This is a genomic window from Ignavibacteria bacterium, assembly GCA_025612375.1.
Classification (GTDB): domain Bacteria; phylum Bacteroidota; class Ignavibacteria; order Ignavibacteriales; family SURF-24; genus JAAXKN01.
This window is the reverse complement of sequence record JAAXKN010000035.1, coordinates 1-21,594: the sequence shown is the minus strand read 5'-3', so window position 1 is coordinate 21,594 and position 21,594 is coordinate 1. Positions and strand designations below refer to the sequence as shown.

The window sequence follows — 21,594 nt, the reverse complement described above, 5'->3', positions numbered from 1 at the left end:
CTCAAAAGGGAACTTAACTCTAGTAGTAATACCCTATCGTAAAATAAAAGTATACCGGCCCTAACCTGAGCGGATTATTGGGCAGGTTCCTTTCAAAAAGAAAACTTCTTCCAACGGAGAAGTCCGCCGGACCAAGAGGGGTATCGAAAGACACAGAAGTGCCCATTCCGTGCATGAAATCCACAAATCTCATCTGTGCCCTGGACTGCCAGACGCTGCCCATATCATACCTGACCTTGAGGTAAGCATCAAAGAAAAGTTTGACGGGAAGCTTTGCCCTGTACTGGATGGACGCAAGGAAGAGCTGCCTTCCGCGGAACTCGTTATCTCTCAGGCCGAAAAATGAGTTCTGCCCGCCAAGCGAAAACTGCTGGCTTAAAGGGAGTGTCTCGTCTGCAAAGCCAAAAGCAAAGTGAGGAGTTATAGTGTGCACCTTGTTATATGTGGTGAAATAACTCGTATAATCGATATAAAACTTGGAATATCCCAGGTCGCTAAAGAATAATTTCTGAGCCGTTTCATAGGATGCTTTTATAAGAAAACCGTAATTCGGGAAAGGATATTTGTCCTGCGAATCAATAGTTGAAGATGCCTCAACCGAGGAAACCTGGGTTTTATAGGTGCCGCCCTTATAATCCCTTTTGTTTTTTACTTCAATACCTTCGTATTTCCCCTGTATTATAAGATTGCCATACTTTTTTACCTGCATTCCAAGCCCCAGGGAAAATCCCTGGCTGATCTGCCGGTATTCCCCGTCAACTGAGCGCGAGAAATATCTTTCCGAACGGACCTCATCCATCTTGTAGGTATAAACGTCGTTAAACTCATAGAATGCGCGTACCTTATATGTAAGATAACTGTTGAAAATCCTGTTTGCCTTGTGTTCCAGAATATAGGACCTGTTCCTTATGCCGCCCGAGAGTATAAGGCCCAGCTCTGTACCCGAGCCTGCTATGTTTTCATCGCGCAGGTCCAGGCTCAGCTGTGTCTGGTTCTCATTGTCTATCCTGAGCCCGAAACGCATGAGGCTTGAGGGCTTTTCATCAACTTTCAGGTAAAGTACGTTTTCTTCAGTATTTTTTGCGGCTGTTATGGTAACGTCGCTAAAAAGGTTCGTCCCCCTCAGGTTTGCAAGCCCCTGCTCAATTTTGCCGGAGAGGAAGTAATCCCCTTCTGAAAGAGGAAATTCCCTTCTTATAATATCATCTCTTGTCTTCCTGTTTCCCTCAATTACTATCCTGGCAATTTTCCCTTCAGATATTCTTACTTTGAGCTCCCCTGTCTCAGGGTCGAATGCAACGTGCTCTACTTCGGCAAGCGAATAGCCGGAGCTTCTGTAAAGCTTCATTACGCTCAGAAGCTTTTCCAGTACCCTGTTTGCATTATATGGCCTGCCTGTAACCTCATCAAAGAGGCTGTCAACAATAGAACGGCTGAAGAGCGTAAGCCCCCCGACACTTACTTTATTAATGGTCGGGTTCTTCTTAAAGATGAAGTTCAGGTGCGAACCGGCCTCATCGCGCCTGATGCCAACCGAAAGGCTGTCGTAGTCGCCCGAGCTGTAGATTGAAGCCAGGTCACTTAAAATCTCATGGCTGCCGACGGAGTCCTTTCTGGAATACTTGTAAAGGAAGGCCCTCTGTATCTGGGGCGCATTTTCGTCATAAACGACATTTTTTACGTAAAATTCCTTTTCCTTAAGCTTTGTTCTGTAGAGCTCTTTTATCTTTTCTTCTATTGTGCCGATTAAAGGCAGCGTGGAAGCATACCCCTTATATATAATAGAATCAATTCCTGTAAAATCTGTGTTCTTTTTGTTCCCGATTTTAGGGCTTACTACAATGTCTGCCGCCTTAAGCTGCTGCTCTGTAAGCAGGCGCATCGGGATGCTTACCAGCTGGTCTGCAACATTCCACGGGTAATCCAGCTCCTTTGCCGTATTAAGTGGGCTTGTGGTGTTAAATGCAATTGTAAGGTCGCTTCCCGAGTCCTTTGCAAGCTGGACCGGTATGTTGGCTACAAGTCCGCCATCGACCAGAAGAAGAGAATCAATTTTTACGGGTGAAACCAGAAGAGAAACGCTGGAACTTGCGCGCATGGCCTGGCTTAAGGAGCCATGGTTAAGCATTACAAGATTTCCTGTAACAAGATCGGTGCAGACGGCTCTGAAGCTATACTTAAGCTCGTCAAAATCTGAATTTACGTGTATCGGTGCATTCAAAGCCAGCAGGTTCAGCAAATTTGAAAGACGCTGCCCTGTTGTAATTGAGGTCGGGAGCACCAGGTGAAGCCCTTCTAAGCGGAAGGCTACCAGGGCCTTGTCCTCTGTAACTTTCTGGTCGACAAATAAATCTTTTCTGTTTGTCTCTTCGGTGGAGGTCATAAGGTCGCTCCAGGGAATTACACGGACTATGGAGTCGAGATCCTGAATGCTGTAGCCTGCCGAATACAGTCCGCCTATGATGCTTCCCATGCTTGTTCCGACAATAAGGCTGACCGGTATTTCGTGCTCGGAAAGTGCGCGCAGAACGCCTATCTGTGCAAGGCCGCGCGCTCCGCCTCCGCTTAAGACGAGGGCAACCGAAGGCTGCTGGGCAACAACTTTTTCATTAAGGCCGAACGGAAGACGGGATTCTTTGTACTCAAGGGCAATAACGTCTTTTTGCTGTGCCTGCGATGTGCCAGCAATCATAAATGGCAGTAGAATTGTGAGAATGCCGCGGCGGAATCTGTTTTTTAGTAGCTTATTCATGTAAGCTTGTTCATTTTGGCCTGTATATAACAAAAAACCGGTTTTCAGTTATAAGTATAATTAAAGCTCAATTTGGCTGAAACTAAATATAGCTGAAAACCGGCAATATTAAAACTATCTTTTCTTCTTTTTGGCTGTCTGCTGCTGCTGAGCGCTTTTCTCGGCTGCTTCCATGAGGCGCGCCATCATTCCGCCCTGCTTTTTGTTTGTCTTTACAGGAACCAGTTCAACATTGCTGTGGCTGTGGTTGACATACCACTGCTGTGCAATTGAGAACAGGTTGAACATGAAATAGTAAAGGTTCAGTCCTGCAGGGAACCCCATGAACATCACCGTAAAGAGAATTGGCATCATGTAGACAAGAGCCTTTTGTGTCGGATCCTTGACGCTCATTTTCTGCTGTATGAACATTGTAATTCCAAGCAGAAGAGCCAGGCCGCTTATCTGGCTGAAGCCGAAAAGCGGAATCTTGAAGCCAAGATCCATAATAACATCAGGCACCGAAAGGTTGTGTATCCAGAGGGCAAACGGCTGCTGCCTGAGCTCAATTGCCACGTTGAACAATCCCCAGAGCGCTACAAGTATAGGCATCTGCAGAAGCATCGGCAGGCATCCTCCGGCAGGATTGATGCCGTAGGTCGAATAAAGCCTCATGGTTTCCTTGTTTACCTTCTGCGGGTCATCCTTGAATTTCTCTTTGATCTCTGCAATCTTGGGCTGCAGAAGCTGCATCTTTTTCATAGATTTCATGCTGCTTCTTGTCAACGGGTGCAGAAGAACTTTAATGATCAGAGAGAACACTATTATAACCCAGCCGTAGTTCGGTATGAACCTGTGCAGCAGCTCAAACAAAGGCAGAAGCAGGTATTCCGAAATCGGCCTGATAATAAACTTGAGGCCGAAGAGGCTTCCAAAATCAACTATCCTTTCAAAATTCTTTCCGTAAGACTTAAGGAGCGAATAGTCAACGGGCCCGATATAGAGGAGGAATGAGTTCTTCTGGTAACTGGAATTATTAAAAGGCACCTTAAGGCTTGTGCTGAAGTACTGCCTTACGCCGGAATTGTTCCCGACGGCCTTTTCAGTTCCTTTTATCAGCGCTCCGCCATCAGGGCTCGGCTTAACAGGAGCTATGGTGACGGTGAAATACTTGTTTCTTACGTCAATCCAGTCTACCCTGCCGTTAAATTCTTTCTGTACGTTCTCGCCCATTTTGGCGTTTACAATTACCTGCTCATCTCCGGCATAGGCGCTTGCATTTGAATAACGGGCCTCATCGGCTGAATTCTTTTCGACAAAGTTAATGCCGTTATCCCAGACAACGTCATACCTGTAATTGCTGATGAAGTTCTCCATGTTCTTCATCTCTATGTCGCAGCGGGCGGCATAATCATTGGCGCGGAAAACATAAGTTTTCTTTATGTGGCCTTTCCCGACAGGAAGAGTGTAGCTTACCAGTATGGAGTCGTTGTTTGATATACGGTAGTAGCTCCTCTCGGCGCTTGACTGAAAAGCGGCATCAGAAGTATTGACGAGCTTGCCGTCTTTTGAGACGAAGACTATATTAAAATCGCCGTCGTCATTAACAAGCTGAACCTGTCTTTCATAAAAATCGTTTGAATACTGCGGAAGATCAGCATACCAGGTGTTGTATTTTTTAAGGAAGTATCTTCTTATCCTGCCGCCGTTACTGGTAAGTTCCAGTTTTACAAGGTCGTTTTCAATTGTAACGATCTGTTCCGGGGCCTTGGCGCCCTGGAGTGCTTTTCCAAGAGCCGAAGTGTCACTCTGCGCCTGGGAAGGTTTATTCTCCTGAAGGGGCTTCTGCTGATTTTGGTTTTCATTCTGCGGCGTGGTCTTATTAACCAGAGTTGTATCGCCCGGCTTTTTGACAGGCGGGTTTTGAGGTGTGGGGGAACTCAGGTAAAGCCATACTATAAGTATTGCTCCGATTAGTACGAAGGCAATTGTTGTTTGTTTATCCATCTGTTTTATATTCCAGAAATTAATCTAATGGGTCATACCCCCCTTTGTTGAAGGGGTTACATCTTAAGATCCGCCATACAGATTTTATGCCTCCTTTAAGAACTCCATACTTCAAAAAAGCTTGGCGGCTATACTCACTACAGGAGGGATAAAATCTGCATGAAGGTGGAAAAAGCGGTGATATCAGCTTTTGGTAAATTCTGATTAAAAATACAAATAAGTGCCTCATTGCAGTCGGCTGTTTATTTTGTTCAACAAATCAATAACAGCAGGCATAATATCACCCAGCTTAAGTTTCTTCTGTCTTTTCTGATTCAAGTTGTTTGGAGAAAAAATAATTTTAAGGCAAATTGATTTTTCAATGCAATTTGCCGTCAAAATTTCTTTGTTAAAGCGGTAGGATTCTCTTAACAAACGCTTAACCCTGTTTCTCCAAACCGCATTGCCCGCTTTCTTTGAAACAGCGGCAGCTATCTTAATACCAGGCTGCTCAGAATTCTTTTCGGGAAAATAACTAACCTTCAGCTTCTGATCGTCTGAATAAATAACCTTACCAACCGAATATACCTGTCTAAAGTCTTTTTCTTTTTTGATCCTTTCATCTTTAGAAAGACCAAACTTTGCCAAGACTTTTATCTCTCGTCGCTAACGGTTAATCTTTTTCTTCCCTTTGCACGCCTGCGTGATAAAACCTTGCGGCCGTTTTTCGTACTCATGCGTTCACGGAATCCGTGTTTATTAACTCTTTTTCTTTTGCTTGGCTGAAATGTTCTTTTCATAATTATACTCCTTGAAAATAAAGAATTCTAAGTTAAGGAATCGCGCAAAAAAATACAAGATTTAAAGGAGCCCCGGAGCCTGAAAAACAGCCTAATTTAACACCTTAGACAAATTTAATTCACAATCTTTATAATTTAAGCCTCTTAACTGCAATTTTCAAATGAATTTACAGGCCCAAAAATAAGCCCGCCGGGATAAAGGAAACAGCCCATAATTTTGACACGCAGGGAATTTCCGGACATAAAAATGCCCGTAAAGAAAGATTCCCGGGAGTAAAATGTGAGACAGAAATTAAATTTGTGTAAATGCCGCGGGAATTCGTAATTTGCACCCGGCATTAATAACACTAAAAAAGGAGGAGTCCCGTGAAATTGCTTCTTAAAATTCCTGCCGCCCTTTTCATCCTGTCCCTGATTTTTTCCCCTGAAACATTTGCACAGGGGGATACTAAAGGAAAAGATGAGCCGAAAGCGGTTTACTCATTTACAAAAGACTTTGAAATTAAAACTACACCCGTAAAAAACCAGGCAAAAACCGGCACCTGCTGGTGCTTTGCTACGGTGTCGTTCCTGGAAACCGAACTTTTAAGGCAGAATAAAGGGGAATACGACCTTTCTGAAATGTTTATTATACGGAATACTTACCCCTTAAAGGCTGAAAATTACTTAAGATACCAGGGAATGGCCAACTACGGCGAGGGAGGACAGGCACACGACGTCTTAAACCAGATTCGCACCTATGGCATTGTGCCCGAAGAAGTCTATACCGGAAGAAATAACGGCGAGGAAAAGCTTAACCAGCAGGAAATGAAGGCCGTTACAGAAAGCATGCTGAAAACTATGGCCGAGAATAAAAGCGGTAAATTAAGCCGCCGCTGGAAAGAAGTTTACGAGTCTGTTCTGGATGTTTATATGGGAAAGCTCCCCTCTGAATTTACCTATAAGGGCAAAAGCTATACTCCAAAGTCATTTGCCGGTGACCTGAAACTGAATCTGGATGACTATGTGGAACTGACTTCATATACACACCACCCCTACTATAGCAAATTTACACTTGAAATTCCTGACAACTGGAGCCGGGCTGAATACTATAACCTCCCCATGGAGGAACTCGAGGCGGTAATGGATAATGCACTTGAAAACGGATATTCTGTGGCCTGGGACGGGGATGTAAGCGAGCACGAGTTTTCACAGAAAAAAGGCTATGCCGTACTTCCCTTTAAGGACTGGAACGACAAGTCGGCAGCTGAGAAAGATGAAGTAATAACTTCGCCTGAAGTTGAAAAGACAGTTACACAGGAAGACAGGCAGGAATCGTTCAACAACTTTACTACAACCGACGACCACCTGATGCACCTGGTAGGACTGGCGCACGACCAGAAGGATACAAAGTATTACATAACAAAAAATTCCTGGGGCACTGAACAGACCAACGGAGGCTATATCTATATGTCAGCCCCGTACGTACGCCTTAAAACGGTTGCCATTATGATACATAAAGACGCAATACCCAAAGAAATTGCCAAAAAGCTGGGGCTGTAACCCGGGAGCTTAAAACTTCTTTTATGGTCAGAAGTTAAGAATGCTGGAAAAGCCGGTGATTCTTAGCTTCTGACATTCTTTTATCTGCCTTTCTTTTATTAAGTCTGCCTTAGAAAATCAGCGCTCCAATTAACAGCAGTGCCACAAGGCCTCCTGCAGCCAGCACAATTATCATGGAAGTATCCATTTTTGAACCGCTGTCGTCAGCCGGCGCCGGGGCGTTCTGTGTAGTCTGCGACTGCCGTCCCTTATTCTCTGTCTGCCCCTTATTCTCTGTCTGCCCCTTATTCTCTGTCTGCCCCTTATTCTCCGTCTGTGATTTGTTCTCCGTCTGCCCGGTTGTAGTTCCCGTTTGTGTCCTTTGGCTGCCTACTGCCTGGTTTTGCGATGGCGGATTCTGGGTTTGGGTATTCTGTGTTTGTGTATTCTGTGCCGGTGGATTCTGCGTCTGCGTATTTTGCGGCGGCTGTGTTTGAGTTTGTGTATTCTGCGGCAGCTGCGTCTGTGTCTCTGTTCTTGAACTGCCGGTTACATTCTGCTGCTGCCCCAGGGGGGCAGTATTGTCAAACGTTACAGTCACCCCGTTTGAAAGCTTCATGTCTTTAATTTCGCTTTTATTGAACTCGTGCAGAAGGTTTGAAACAGATTCCCTGAACTGGACGGTATTCGAGGTAACCTTTATTACCTTTCCCGTATAGGACTGGTTATTCTTCAGATCCACCCTGTCCAGAGTATCCAGCTGTGCAAAACAGGTCATTGAAAGTACAATGAAAACGAATAGTAAGCTTTTCATTTTAGTCTCCTTCCTGAGTAAGTAAGTTCTGCCCGAGGAATTTTATTCTCCCTGAGAAGCAGTACATAAATTAAGTTGAATAATATTGCTTTATAATTCAACTCCATTTTTACTGGAGGGAGTGATGAAAAGTTAAAGGAAGAGTTTACCGGGGTTTCTGTGTGTGCCGGAGAGATGGAATTCTCTCCGGCAGAAATTTTATTTTACCAGCACTACCTGCGCCCTGTCTGACTTTACAATCTCGGAGATGAATTTTCTGTACTCGCCATAGTATTTTGCATCAATGGCATAGCTGTTTATTTCAAGACGCCGCGTGTAAATAAGCGTCGAAGGGTCCATCTTGCGTGTCTGGGAGGAAAAATTCCCAAAATTTGTCTTAAGGTTAGTTTCCCCGGGAAGTGCTTCCACCTGAAAGCCTGCGGGTATTGTAAAATAAACAGTATCAACGTCCAGATAAGGATAGTGAAACCTGACAGGCGAGAGTCTTTGGGCCACCTCTTTCGGGACAGTAGTGCGCCTTTCCATTATGTTCGGCTGAAAAAATATTCTGCTTCCCTGTGCTGAAGCATAGCCGGAGAGCAAAAGCTTCAGGTCCATTCTGACTTCCGGGCTGTTTTCTTCAACTCCGTCTGCCTTTATCTGCTCAAGCCTGGCCATTGGTGTCTCAAGTGAATTTAGGACCCACTTTTCCCTTTCTTCAGGTGTGCTTTCTTTTATTATGAAGCGGGGGACTTCCTGCTGATTGCCTGTCCACTTTATTGCTGCGCTGACTCTAAGGCTCCCAAAGGAAGAAAGATTTACGTTGAGATTTCTCTGCTGCATATTTCCCTTTGAAGTACCTGCCGGTGTCTGAATTAAAACGCCTCCGCTTTCAGTTATCATTAAGGCCTTGCGGTTTTCGCAGTCACTGCCAAGAAAACCCGGAGGAGTCGTCTGGCTGGTGCATTCAAGCCAGATGGTGTCCTTTTCAAGCGGAACGCAGACAATTACATGGTTGAACTGGTTGGATGGGAATTCGCTTATAATGGGATAACGGAAATGTCCGCTTCTTATCAGAACGGGATAAGCTTTTATTCCGGCTTCCTTTAAGAGCGCTGCCATATAGTTGCTGAGCGCCTTGCAGTCGCCGTAGCCCTTTTCGTGCACATACTTTGCCTCAAAGGGCTGATGGCCCCCGATGCCAAGCTGCACGCTTACATACCTCGTGCGCTTCTGCATGTAGCGGTATAATTTTCTTACGAGTTCCAGCTTGCTGCTGCATGATGAGGCAATTGTCTTTACATCACTGACTGCATCTTCAGGAAGAGAATTTCTCTCCTTATAAAGATTATTGATCCAAAGTCCGAAATCTTTCCAGGTTTCCATGTTTCCCGCGTACCCGTCAAGTTCAAAGTTTGCGGGGGCAATGCGTACGATTCCGGCAATATCCTCAATGTCGTCGCCGATGACGTCCTTTGAGAGCAAAGGGAGGTTCCGGGCCTCCCAGGAATAGAGTTTTTGCCCGCCCTCATCAGTTACAACCGGCTTTAGAGTATCGGCATTGGTCCAGTACCTAAGATTCTGTCCATCCGGCAAAAGCACCTCAAAGCGGCTTTTTTCCACCGGCTCCAGCGATTCCTGCGAAAACCAGGCCGGAAAGCCGAGATAGCCCTTGTAGGAAACTTCATACGTAAATTCAACCGTGTATGGAAAGCGGTCGTAGTAGAGTTCAGCTGTTTTTTTGCGGTTATCCTCAAAAAGTGAAAAATTGTTGAAGTCGCTTACATCTTTTATGTCACGGTCTTCAAGCTCACGCACCTCTTCGCCATTGGCATCCAGGATTCTTCCCTCCAGGTTTTCAATCCGGACGAATTTATCGTACCCCAAGACGAGCTGCCCGTAATCCTGTTTGTCCTTGTTGAATATGGTTACTGCGCGCTTTACCTTCAGCAAGGCCCGTCTCTCATTTTTGACTTCAAACCTCATGTAGTCTTCTCTTATAACGGCACCAGCGTCTTTTTTGAGGGAAGAAGGTATTTTTCTCACATTATATTCATTATCATCTGCACGCGTAAGGGTTAAGAAACCTGATATCGCAAGCAGCGCAAAACAGGCAAAAAAACGGGCCGGTATTCTCATCTCAGGCTTTCCCCTTCTTTACTTTTGATTTTGTTTTCTCTGTTTTTCCTGGCAGTTCTGTTTTTTCTGTGGTGCCGCCGCCATTGCCCAGGGGAGCTGTAACGGGCTGAACTTTTTCCTGTATGCGCGATAAAACTATCTGTTCAGATCCGGCAGAGGCCATGGTGGCATATAAATCTCTTAGCTGTTCATAATACAGCGGCTTAATCTGTGCTTCCTTAATTTCAGTTGTGCATGTGACAGTCATTTTCTTCCCTTCAAGTTTTGTCTGACGCGTAAAGGAAAGAGCCCTTGCCCCGCCGTATGCTGTCATGTCTTTCAGCTGTTCTTTTACTTCAAAGCCTTCAGGAATATTTATGGTTACTGTTGTTGTATATTTTCTCTTGTATGCGTAATCCACGGGAAACTTCCTGACCGGAGCCTTAAAGGGGTTTTCCCAAAGGCGGTCTATAACCTGCGGATTCAGATAGATCATATCCCCGTTTCTCTGGGCATAGGAACCGGAAGTAAAGGATGCCTTTATGTTCAGCGGCATGCCGAGGCTGTCTTTATTGCCTATTAAAACCGAGTCCAGCGTAATTCCCGACCTTTCACTGTCGAACTGGCTTTTTGCAATTTCAGTTTCCTTTTTTTCACTCAGCTCCTGGCGCAGTTTGAGGCTGGAATATGCCGAAAGAGACTTTTCAAGCTTTCCTGAAACTGAACCGTCTTCTGAAAGTAAAATTGAGACAGATGAACTCCCCTCATCAACCCTGTCGGATGAAACGCCAACCCATCCCCAGTTCTTCTCCCTTATGAGGAGCCCCCTTGTCCCGAGTATCTTTACCGGCAGAAGGTCCATAGGCCTGTTAGGATCAGTTGCATCCAGAAGATAATTCTTTGTGCCTATGGTTGCCCTGGCAGTGACGTAATTAAACTGTGAAATTATGGGATAAATATCCTGAATTGCGCCGTTCCCGCGTGTGCTGAAAATTACAGGATCTGCATCTATGCCGGCAGTCTTCAGAAGGGATATAAGTAAAAATGTTATATCGGCACTGTTCCCCTTCTTGGATTCCAGAAGATCGTCAACCTCCTGCCCGGCAAAGACGCGGTGCTCACCCGACCAGACGATTGAGGAACGGACCCAGTCATAAATTGCCTTCATTTTATCTTCAGGCGCCTGAAGTCCGGCTGTTAATTGTTCTGAAAGTTTTCTTACCTGCCTCGTGTCGTCTATAATTTTATAGAAGTATTTGTCGTCCAGGAGTTCTGTAACAACCGTGGGCCAGTCGTTAAGTACCCTTTTTTGGCCGAAATCGGGCAGGGCGTAGCCTGCAAGCTGTATATCCAGCTTGCTGAGGTAATCTTCAGTTGTAGTAATAAACGGCTCCTCCCTTATAGCCGGGGCATCCTTGACGGCAATCCGCCACTGAGTGCAGTTGACTACCGGCTGTTTGAAATAAGTTAACGCGGTTCCTGAGAAGACCTGTGTAACATCCTCTTTATCATCCACGGCAAAAGATTCAAATCCACGCGTAACGCCGGCATAAGCAATTGCCTTGGGGTAGCGCATACGGTATTCGCTCCAGCGTACCGGCTCACTGTGCTGAAATATCCAGTCGCGCATACGGGCGATGCTTGTTGTTATAATATTGTACCTGAGTTCAATTACGCAGCCCGGCTGCAATGCCGGAAGCGTGAAGCGGTAGCGTGTCCAGCCGTCACTGACCTCTTCTTCAAAAATATCGCTGCTGCTTAATTCATTCTTTACAATGGCGCCTTTTTCATCCAGGCGGTATGTTATTCCTTCAATATCGTGTATCCGTTCAGTTGCGCGCTCAGTATATAGGGTTACTGAATGGGTACCCCAGTCGTACCCTTTTGCCGTAAGAATCTTAACCCTCAGATGTCTTTTGAAAATAATATTAAATTCGTCATTGAAAGCAGATTCACCGTAGTCACAGAGTATGAGTGCTGTAGCATTGGTGTCCTTTGGGAAAGATTTCATCTGAAGGTCCGCCATGGGGATCTCACCCCATTTAACAGGCGGCTCCATCTGGGCAAAAGAATTACTGAAAGAAACACAAAGAAAGAAGGAAAGTACAGTAAAGAAGGAAAACAGTTTCATGCAGGACTCCTGAATATTTGTGAAGTCAAAAATCAGGATTTTATCCGCCTTTGTCAAACGGAAGATCCCTCTTTATGGTGTTTTTCCGCCGGAGACCGGTGCAGCAGCATCTACAGTTTGAGCCGGAATGCGCGATAAAACTATCTGCTCTGACTCGGCCGAGACTATTTTTTCATAGAAGGTTCTTAGCTGTTCGTAAAATTCGGGACCGATCTGTGTTGAACTTATTCCAATGCTGCTCTTTAGAAAAAGTGTATTCCCCTGAATCTCTGAAAGGCGCTTAAATGAAAAGTCCTTATTCCCTCCATAAATCGAAATGTCTTTTAATTTTTCCTTAAGCTCATAGCCTTCGGGGAATTTTATAATTACTGTTGTTGAAGTTTTCCTTTTATAGCCGTAATCAACGGGGTATCTTCTTATCTCAGACTTAAAAGGATTTTGCCAGATGCGGTCAGCTACCTGTGGGTTTATATAGATTATTGAGCCGTTTTTTTGAGCATAGGAATTTGATGAGAAAGTTGAAGAAATTGTCACGGATAATACCGGCTCTTCCTTAAAGCTGAAAGCGACGGAATCAATAGAGATGCCCAGCCTCTCTGTTTCAAAATTTTCGCGGGCAACTTCAACCTCTTTTTTCCCGCCTAGTTCCTGACGGAGATTCAAAAGACTGTAGTCGGTTATCACCTTTTGAAAATTCCCGGCTACTGAGCCGTCTTCTGAGACTGTAAGCATTACAAGCGAAGTATTTAAACTGGTCGTACCGGATTGAATGTCTATCCATTGGATGTTTTCATCGTTAAGAACCAATCCCTTTGTATCAAGCACCTTTTCGGGCAGCAGACTCATTGGCCTGTATGGGTCAGTTGCATCCAGAAGAAAAGATTTTGAGCCCACATTTATCCTGGCGATCACATAGTTAAATTGCGATATGACCGGGTAAAGGTCCAAAACCCTGCCATTTTCGCGTGTGCTTAAAATGACCGGTTCCCCCATTATTCCTGCACTTTTCAGTAGGGACAGGAGCAGGACAGTAATGTCGGCATTGTTGCCCTTTTTAGATTCCAGAAGGTCGTCCGGATTCTGCTCAGGAAAAACGCGCTCCTCACCGGACCAAACAATCGAAGAGCGGAGCCAATTATATATGGCTTTTAACTTTTCTTCCGGGTCGTTAATTCCCATGGTAATCTTTTCTGCCAGATCTCCGACTTCGCTCGTCTCTTCAATCCTGCCATAATAATCCTTACGATCCAGCAGTTCCTTTACAAGCGCCGGCCAATCCTCGAGCACTTTTTCTATATTACCTTCAGGCCGGGCATAACCGGAAAGCTGCAGCTTTACTTTATTCACATAATCGTCTGTAGTAGTAATGAATGGTTCCTTCCTGATGGCTGGTGCATCCTTAAGAACCCAGCGCCACTGATAGCATTTTGGCATAGGTGAACCCAAAAAAGATTCCGCAGCGCCTGAGAATACCTGTGTAACTTCTTCCTGTTCTTTTACTGCAAAATTCTCATAGCCCTGCAGAATACCTGAGTAAGCAATTCTCTTTGGAAAACGGACGCGGTATTCACTCCAGCGCACCGGCTCATTATGCTGAAATACCCATTCCCTCATCAATACAGGATTGGTAGTCTTAACAGTATAGCGCATCTCAATAATACATCCCGGCTGCAAGGCAGGAAGAGTAAAGCGGAAGCGCGTCCACTTATCGTTATATGCTTCCTTAAATATATCGCTCTCATTCAACTTATTCCTTATTATATCCCCGTTTTCATCAAGACGGTAAGTCACCCCTTCTATATCGCTTATCGATTCTGTGCGTTTTTCTGTAAACAATGTAACCGAGTGAGTAGCCCATTCATATCCTCTGGAAGTAAGTATCTTCACCCTCAGGTGTCTTTTATATACTATATTAAGATTATCGTCAAAAAAAGATTCCCCGTAGTCACCAAGTATGAGTGCCGTAGCGTTGGTATCCTTCGGGAAAGATTTCATCTGAAGATCAGCCATCGGAATTTCACCCCACTTCATCGGAGGCTCCATCTGGGCAAAAGAATTGCTTAAAGAAACACAAAGTAAGAAGGAAAGTACAGTAAAGAAGGAAAATAGTTTCATTCTGGAACCATGATTATTTTTGAAACCAAAAATCAGGATTTTACGAGCCTTTGTCAAACTAGTCCGGCGCATAAAAAATAAATAAATTTTCTGCCTCAGGTCACACCATAAAGTGGATAAATTATATTATTTTGCCGTTCTGTTGATTTTTAAAGTATTTTTTTTGACTATAACTATTAGTTCCGCTTTGGATTTTGGGTGTTGTGTGCCCTTGCGTTATTATATTAAAGCTTAAAAGAAGGTTGAGATGGATCCCAATACTAAATGCATGCATGCAGAATCGTTTTCAGCAAAACTCTTCAGGCTCAGGCAGCCACCTAATGTAATACTGCCCGAGAAAAATGAAGTGCAGAATTTTGCAGAAGAATTCCTGCAGATACTATTTCCCCATTTCGGGAAAAAGATATTCTATTCGCCCAAGGATATTGAGGTTGAACTTCTGCTGATAAAGAAAAAGCTGCTGCATATTTTAAGGCCCCTGCAGTCCTCCATACTGATGGAGGTGGATGATATAGCGGAGAATTTCTGCGTCAAGAGCTCGGAAATTCATGAAAAACTCATGCTTGATGCCGAGGCGATCCTTAAGGGCGACCCGGCAGCAGAAAGCATCGACGAGGTGATTATGACCTACCCGGGATTCTTTGCAATTGCAATCTTCAGGATAGCCCATGAGTTTTACGCCATGCACGTGCCGTTTTTCCCGCGCATTTTAACTGAATATGCCCACCAGATGACGGGAATTGACATCCATCCCGGAGCCGAAATTGGTCGCTCGTTTTTTATTGACCATGGCACCGGTATTGTTATAGGCGAAACTAGCATGATTGGCGATAATGTGAAACTCTATCAGGGCGTGACGCTGGGCGCTTTGAGTGTCAGCAAGAAAATGGCAAAATCAAAAAGGCATCCTACAATTGAAAGCGACTCGGTTATCTATTCCGGGGCAACGATATTAGGAGGAGAGACCGTAATAGGGCACCACAGCGTAATTGGAGGAAATGTGTGGCTTACACAGAGTGTGCCGCCTTATTCTATAGTATATCATAAAAGTGAAATTAAAGTAAGAAGCATAAAGCAGTCGGAAGAGGAACCAATTAATTACTCAATTTAACAAGAAAGGAAGAGGGCTTGAAAAATGAGGGCAAATAATGTGCTGGAAACAATCGGCAACACGCCGGAAGTCAGAATAAATAATCTTTTCAGCAGCAGGGTTGAAGTATGGATGAAGCTGGAAAAGGCAAATCCCGGCGGAAGTATCAAGGATAGAATAGGCCTGTCGATGATAGAAGATGCCGAAAGAAGAGGCATACTCCATAAAGGAAGCGTAATTGTTGAGCCTACCTCGGGCAACACCGGAATAGGCCTGGCGATGGTTGCCGCGGTGAAGAAGTATGAGATCATTCTGGTTATGCCGGAATCGATGTCTATGGAACGCAGGAAGATCATGGCCGCCTACGGCGCAAAGCTGGAGCTGACACCCAGGGAAAAAGGAATGAAGGGGGCAATTGAAAGAGCAAATGAGCTCGTAAAAGAAAATAAAAACGCCTGGATGCCGATGCAGTTCGATAATGAGGCAAATACAAAAATCCACCGGGATGCTACGGCACAGGAAATAGTAAAGGATTTCCCCGACGGCTTTGACTATTTAATTACAGGCGTCGGCACCGGCGGCCACATTACTGGCGTGGCCGAGGTCTTAAAGGAAAGATTCCCCTCAACTAAGGTCTTCGCCGTTGAGCCGCAGCTCTCGGCTGTAATTGGCGGCGGAAAACCGGGCCCTCACCCGCTGCAGGGGCTTGGCGCGGGCTTTATTCCGAGCATTCTTAAGACCGACCTTTTGGACGGAACAATTGAAGTGACAAAAGATGAGGCTTATGAGTACGCTTTGAAGGCGGCAAGGGAAGAAGGGCTCTTTATAGGCATTTCTTCGGGCGCCGCGCTTGCGGCGGTAGCTAAAAAGCTGCCCGAAATACCCGACGGTAAGCGCGTCTTAACTTTCTGCTATGATACGGGAGAAAGATACCTTTCTGTTGAAGGCTTGTTCGACCAGGCTGAGGCCAGGGCTGAAAAGGCCTGAAAAGATAAATTCTGAAAAAAGACCCGGAGAAACTACCCGGGCCTTTTTATTAGCCTTTAATCACTCCCACGGGTCTAAGCTTTGCCACTTTGAGAGTAATGCCTGCATTGTGCATTACGTTTACCACGTCTGCCACGTCCTTATAAGCCTCGGGCATTTCTTCAGCAATTGTCTTATGCCCGTGCGCCTGAATGGAAATTCCCTTTTTGTTGAGTTCTGAGATGAGGTCGCGCCCCTTTGCACTTTTAAGTGCCTGATGGCGGCTCTGCGTTCGTCCGGCTCCGTGGCAGGAGCTTCCGAAAGTTTCTTCCATAGCTTTCTCTGTCCCAGCCATTACATATGAATACCGCCCCATGTCGCCCGGAATTATAACAGGCTGCCCGGTATCCTTGTATCTTAAGGGAATATTCATGCTTCCCGGGGCAAAGGCGCGTGTAGCCCCTTTGCGGTGGACGCAGACTTTTTTCTTTTTCCCGTCGATATCGTGTTCTTCAATCTTTGCGATATTATGGCAGACGTCGTAAATAAGATGGAAGCCCAGGTCCCTTTCAGACATATTAAAGGTCTCCATGAGGCTTTTCTTTGCCAGGTGCATTATTACCTGGCGGTTATTCCACGCGAAGTTGGCGGCGGCCTGCATGGCGCCAAGATATCTTTGTCCCTCATCCGACTTTACGGGTGCGCAGGCAAGCTGGCGGTCGGGAAGCTTAAAGCCGTATTTGCTTTCAGCCTTAAGGAGAACCTTCAGGTAGTCGTCGCAGACCTGGTAGCCCAGTCCGCGGCTTCCCGTGTGGATTAAGACAACAAGCTGTCCCTTAAAGAGTCCGAACTGGCGGGCAGTATCTTCGTTATAAATATTTTCCACAACGTCCACTTCCATGAAGTGGTTTCCGGAGCCCAGGGTGCCCACCTGGTCCAGGCCCCTTTCAATTGCCCTTTCAAAGACACTTTCGGGATCGGCACCTTTAAGCATGCCCGACTCCTCCGTGAACTCCGTATCCTCATCACTCCCGAATCCGTTTTGAATTGCCCAGTGCGAGCCCATACGGAGTATGCGTTTCATCTCCTGAGGGGAAACCTTCTTTATCGCCCCGCTCGAGCCTACGCCGGTAGGGACGTTGCGGAACATATTTTCAATAAGTTTGGGGATTATTTTCTCCAGGGGCTTATATTCAAGTGAAGTGGCAAGAAGCCTTACTCCGCAGTTGATGTCGTAGCCGACACCTCCGGGAGAGACGACGCCGTCGTTCAAGTCGGTTGCCGCAACGCCACCGATCGGGAACCCATAGCCCCAGTGAATATCCGGCATGGCAAGGCTGTACTTCTGAATCCCCGGCAGGTGGGCAACGTTTACCACCTGGTTAATCGCCTCATCGTTCTTAAGGCCCGACTCAATCATCTCTTTTGAAATATAGATTCTGCCGGGGACCCTCATTTCCTTATGGCGCGGGATTTCCCAGAGCTCATCCGTAATTTTATTTAGTTCAATGCCGTTTACAAGCATAAGTGCCGCCCCGTTTAAATGTCAAAGACAATTCTTGTTACAAATTCATTGTTTTGCTTTACAATATTCATGTTGTGGAAGGTAACAGCCTTAATCTCCTCTTTAAGGGAGTGCCGTTCGATTGAGAACTCCTCCCCTTCCAGGCGAGCGATTAAAAGAAGCTCATCGCCGTCTTTTTCAATTGTAAGTCCGCTTACGCGCGCGGGAATCCACCTGTGAACAAACAAGAGGTAATTGAGTTCGCTCAGGAAGCCTACCAGGAGTTCCTCAGAAGAAAGCTCCCTTAAAGTAACATCTTTTACGTCATTAATGTAGGGAACAAAGTCCCCTCCCAGCACCGCCTCAAGCCATGCCTGTGCGGAGTTATTAAACAGCTCCTCCAGAGTCTCTCCCCTGACCTCAACGGCAATGTCGGCTGTATGCTCGAGGAAACGGTATTTTGTATTATTATCCATAGTAATATAGATGCCTTAAATCAAAGAATTTATCAATTCATAAATCCGGACCGTTACCGAGCCACAAAAGACAGAATCCGGGAAAATTACCGAAGTACGGGTTGCTCTTGATAAAAACCTTATTTATACCTAAGTTATCTCCACTAAATAATCAGGACCAATAAATTTAAGTCCTGCAGCAAATCAAGCCGTTATAGCAAATTTAAGATACAAATCTACTATTTGGCTATCAGCGTGGTTTAAAGAAATAATTCGGAAAAAAGGCAGAACGTTCTTTAGATACTATGATAGTAATAATCATCCCGAAAAGCGCCATACTCATTGAAAATTTTATCCCATACTTTGGTCAAGTAAATTCTTTATGTAAATGGAGGAATAACTTAAAATGAAGCTCTTCAGGTTGTTATTTAGTTTCGTAATTCCTGTTAATTTTTTAGTTGTTATTGCCTTTAATCAGCCATTCTACCCTCAAACATGGGAGAAAATAAATCTACCGGAGCAGGAGTGCCTTTACTCCGGGGCCCACATTACCTTCTCAGATAAGGATAACGGCTGGTTATGGATCTACTTTCAGAAGGAATCACCCTATGGTGATTATTATAAATATCTTTACAGGACCACCAACGGCGGCAAGAACTGGAATGTCATTAAGTCCCAAACCACGAAGAGATTTTCCTGGTGCACCCTTTATTCCACCGGCCCGGGCGATTTGAAATGTGTGGAAAGTTTCTCTTCTGACAGTTTATTTTTTGTTCACACTACTTCTGACGGGGGGGCAAGCTGGGATACGACCTGGGTTAAGGGCAACGCACCATCATGTATGTACTTTTTCGATAAAGATAATGGGATTATTTTTTCTGAATACAGGTGGTTTACTTCAGATGGGGGGCATACATGGACAAAAGGAACCGACGACGGCAAACTGTTTTCAGTCACCCAGGTGGATTTTGTAAATGAACGGCTTGGCTGGATGGTAAGGAGCGCTTCGAGCTCTGTTACTGATGCCGGATCTATCCTTAATACTACTGACGGGGGAAAATCCTGGCAATACCAGGACACGATAGCATACCTTATGTATGGGGTGGATTTCCTGGATTCCCTCAGGGGATTTGCAGTAGGGACTAATTTTGTGTTTGGGACTGGAAACTTTTATTCCACCACCAATGGCGGAAAGAAATGGATACAGCAAAGTTATTATGGAATGGGTGCCTTCAGGAAAGTAAAGTTTCTTGACGATAAGAATGGATGGATTACCTGTGGTGTCCCCGGCTCGAAAAACAAGGGGGCGATTCTCAGGACAACGGATGGAGGGAAAACCTGGACTAAACAGCTGGAAAACATCAGTGCCGACCTGGAGAAAATGATTCTTCTTAAAGATGACAGGGTTGCCTATGTATTCGGAGATGGCGATGATAACCAGCATCATTTTCTCTACAGGGCAGATTTAAGCGGTATCTCAGAAGTCAGTAAAGAAGAAACGACGAATCCGGATGATTTTAGTTTGCAGCAGAACTATCCAAACCCATTCAATTCAAGCACAACGATTGAATACTCCATAAATAAGCCATCCCATGTAAAACTAATTATATTTAACAGTATGGGAAAGGAGGTAAAAAAAGCCATAACGGGTTATCATGAAAAAGGACCCTACAAGTTTCATTGGGATGGACGGGACAATAATCAGCGTGATCTTCCATCAGGCATTTATTTCTATAGGTTAACTACAGAAAACAAAAGGGAATCTAAAAAACTCATCTTATTAAAATGACATTACAAGGAGAAAAAATGGTTAAATGTCAATTTCTGAAATATTGTACCCTTATGACCGTAATTATTGTTTTTCAATCACTCCTAATATTTGCCCAGAACAAGAATGACGATTTTGAATATTGTAATAATATGAAAATCAATAAGAGGACAAACACTGTTCAGGCAATATTCAACATTGACTCAAAGGTGTATAGCGGTAAGCCGGATGCAATTGCTAAACAGTTTTTGAACGAGAATAAAATAGTTCTAGGTATCACCGATATTAATGACTTCCATTTATTGGATACAATTGAAACCCCGGGGGCAAAACACGTCGGGTTTTTACAGACCTATTTGGGGATACCTATATTCGGATCCGAAACAGTTGTGAATGTAAATAAAGAAAACAGAGTAACAATGGTTGTTAATGGGAATAAACGGGTAAAGGGATTAAATACCACAAACGCCGTCATTACCAAGGAGGAGGCTTTAAAAAGTGTTGTTCAGACATTAAATACAGATGAGAAGGCCCTTGTTGGTCAACCTAAAGGTGAACTTTATATTTATCAGGATTCACTTGACCAATCTTATTTGGCTTGGAAAATCAATTTCATAGCAAAGAAACCCCAGGGTGACTGGCAGATTTTTATAGATGCAACAAACGGGAGAATTCTTAAAATAATGGATATAGGGATATATTACGGTTCAGGAAAAGGTCGTGTATTTAGGCCTGATCCGATAAGCGCATCCGGAAATACATCACTCTCGAATAGAGATAATACCGACTATCCAGAAATTGATGGGGCGTATATAACAGTAACTTTAGCGAATTTAAATGATCCTGTTAATGGTATTTATACACTCCAAGGCCTTTATGCCAGATCCGAACAATTAATGTCAATATATGAACCTGTCCAAAACACTACTTCCGAGTTCTTTTACGATCGCAGTCAGCCTGGTTTTGAGGAAACCAATGCTTATTATTTTATTGATACATACAGGCAGTACATCGGTGGATTAGGCTTTAATCCTCAATGGAATGGTAATAGTTATATTAGATTTGATGCCCATGGCTTTATGGGTGATAACGCATCTTATAACCCAAGTGGTTTTTTGCTGATTTTTGGCGGCGGATGTATGGATTTAGCTGAAGATATGAGCGTAATAATACACGAATATAGCCATGCGATTCATGATGCTTTAATGGTTGGGACAGGTATGCCGAATGAGCTGTCGGATGAATCAGCTATAAGCGAGGGAACTGGAGATTACTTAGCGCTTAGTTTTAGAAGAACTTTTTCTACTTTTCAACCTGATGTGATTTTTCCCTGGTGGGCAAATCGTGTAGATAATTGCTGGGAAGGACGCTCATTGCATGCTGAATATAAATATCCTTCTAATTGGTCCCTGAATATTGATGATGATCATATAAGAGGAATACTCTGGGCTTCAACAATGATGGATATTGAAAATGTTAGTTCAATAGGCAGGGATGTAACTACAACTCTTTTGCTTGCTTCCTTTGCTTATGTGTCAAATTCTTCAAGTGTTAAGGATCATATTAATGCAATTTTCCAGGCGGACAGAGATATATACAAGGGGATGCATCTACTA

16 protein-coding genes are annotated in these 21,594 nt (G+C 44.5%); 5 read left to right on the top strand and 11 right to left on the bottom strand.

The features are described 5' to 3' along the window. Positions 1 to 19: 19 nt before the first annotated feature. The 5 genes from HF312_16920 to rpmH all read right to left on the bottom strand — a co-directional run bounded on the left by HF312_16920 (position 20) and on the right by rpmH (position 5,517). Positions 20 to 2,752 (bottom strand): BamA/TamA family outer membrane protein, encoded by a 2,733-nt coding sequence (locus HF312_16920; GenBank protein ID MCU7521900.1) that lies wholly within the window; start codon positions 2,750 to 2,752, stop codon positions 20 to 22. Positions 2,753 to 2,866: 114 nt separating this feature from the next. Further along, positions 2,867 to 4,738, bottom strand: coding sequence for a membrane protein insertase YidC (gene yidC, locus HF312_16915; protein ID MCU7521899.1), 1,872 nt, complete (start codon positions 4,736 to 4,738; stop codon positions 2,867 to 2,869). Between the two features lie 19 nt (positions 4,739 to 4,757). Continuing rightward, positions 4,758 to 4,967 (bottom strand): membrane protein insertion efficiency factor YidD, encoded by a 210-nt coding sequence (gene yidD / locus HF312_16910; GenBank protein ID MCU7521898.1) that lies wholly within the window; start codon positions 4,965 to 4,967, stop codon positions 4,758 to 4,760. Then, positions 4,964 to 5,365: a ribonuclease P protein component gene (rnpA, locus tag HF312_16905; GenBank protein MCU7521897.1), complete on the bottom strand. Its 402-nt coding sequence runs from the start codon at positions 5,363 to 5,365 to the stop codon at positions 4,964 to 4,966. Before rnpA ends, yidD begins: the two co-directional genes overlap by 4 nt. Before the next feature lie 5 nt (positions 5,366 to 5,370). Then, positions 5,371 to 5,517 carry a 50S ribosomal protein L34 gene (gene rpmH / locus HF312_16900; protein ID MCU7521896.1) on the bottom strand — a complete coding sequence of 49 codons (147 nt, stop codon included), beginning with the start codon at positions 5,515 to 5,517 and terminating at the stop codon, positions 5,371 to 5,373. 366 nt (positions 5,518 to 5,883) lie between these two features. Between rpmH and HF312_16895 the strand changes: the two genes are divergently transcribed. After that, a complete protein-coding gene (locus HF312_16895) occupies positions 5,884 to 7,059 on the top strand; it encodes an aminopeptidase (GenBank protein MCU7521895.1) in 1,176 nt (391 codons plus the stop codon). Positions 7,060 to 7,168: 109 nt separating this feature from the next. Here HF312_16895 and HF312_16890 read toward each other — a convergent pair whose 3' ends face one another. The 4 genes from HF312_16890 to HF312_16875 all read right to left on the bottom strand — a co-directional run bounded on the left by HF312_16890 (position 7,169) and on the right by HF312_16875 (position 14,111). Next, positions 7,169 to 7,852, bottom strand: a complete 684-nt coding sequence (locus HF312_16890; GenBank protein MCU7521894.1) for a hypothetical protein — start codon at positions 7,850 to 7,852, stop codon at positions 7,169 to 7,171. Between the two features lie 198 nt (positions 7,853 to 8,050). Next, positions 8,051 to 9,970 carry a DUF3857 domain-containing protein gene (locus tag HF312_16885; protein ID MCU7521893.1) on the bottom strand — a complete coding sequence of 640 codons (1,920 nt, stop codon included), beginning with the start codon at positions 9,968 to 9,970 and terminating at the stop codon, positions 8,051 to 8,053. A gap of 1 nt (position 9,971) precedes the next feature. Next, on the bottom strand, positions 9,972 to 12,080 hold the full coding sequence (locus HF312_16880) for a DUF3857 domain-containing protein (protein ID MCU7521892.1): 2,109 nt from the start codon (positions 12,078 to 12,080) through the stop codon (positions 9,972 to 9,974). 72 nt (positions 12,081 to 12,152) lie between these two features. Beyond that, entirely contained in the window at positions 12,153 to 14,111 is a 1,959-nt protein-coding gene (locus tag HF312_16875) for a DUF3857 and transglutaminase domain-containing protein (GenBank protein ID MCU7521891.1), read from the bottom strand. A 352-nt stretch (positions 14,112 to 14,463) separates the two neighbouring features. On the opposite strand from HF312_16875, the gene HF312_16870 reads away from it, so the two are divergent. Continuing rightward, complete coding sequence (locus HF312_16870; protein MCU7521890.1) at positions 14,464 to 15,306, top strand: serine acetyltransferase; 843 nt, start codon at positions 14,464 to 14,466, stop codon at positions 15,304 to 15,306. 24 nt (positions 15,307 to 15,330) lie between these two features. After that, the gene (cysK, locus tag HF312_16865) at positions 15,331 to 16,272 is read left to right on the top strand and encodes a cysteine synthase A (GenBank protein MCU7521889.1); all 942 of its coding nucleotides are present in this window, start codon (positions 15,331 to 15,333) and stop codon (positions 16,270 to 16,272) included. Between the two features lie 49 nt (positions 16,273 to 16,321). On the opposite strand, the gene HF312_16860 is transcribed toward cysK, so the two are convergent. Both HF312_16860 and HF312_16855 read right to left on the bottom strand, forming a co-directional pair. Then, complete coding sequence (locus HF312_16860) at positions 16,322 to 17,776, bottom strand: RtcB family protein (protein ID MCU7521888.1); 1,455 nt, start codon at positions 17,774 to 17,776, stop codon at positions 16,322 to 16,324. Between the two features lie 14 nt (positions 17,777 to 17,790). Then, a complete protein-coding gene (locus HF312_16855; protein MCU7521887.1) occupies positions 17,791 to 18,231 on the bottom strand; it encodes an archease in 441 nt (146 codons plus the stop codon). Between the two features lie 385 nt (positions 18,232 to 18,616). On the opposite strand from HF312_16855, the gene HF312_16850 reads away from it, so the two are divergent. Continuing rightward, positions 18,617 to 19,999 (top strand): T9SS type A sorting domain-containing protein, encoded by a 1,383-nt coding sequence (locus HF312_16850; GenBank protein ID MCU7521886.1) that lies wholly within the window; start codon positions 18,617 to 18,619, stop codon positions 19,997 to 19,999. A gap of 17 nt (positions 20,000 to 20,016) precedes the next feature. Continuing rightward, the coding region (locus HF312_16845) for a hypothetical protein (protein ID MCU7521885.1) at positions 20,017 to 21,594 on the top strand (1,578 nt) is incomplete at its 3' end.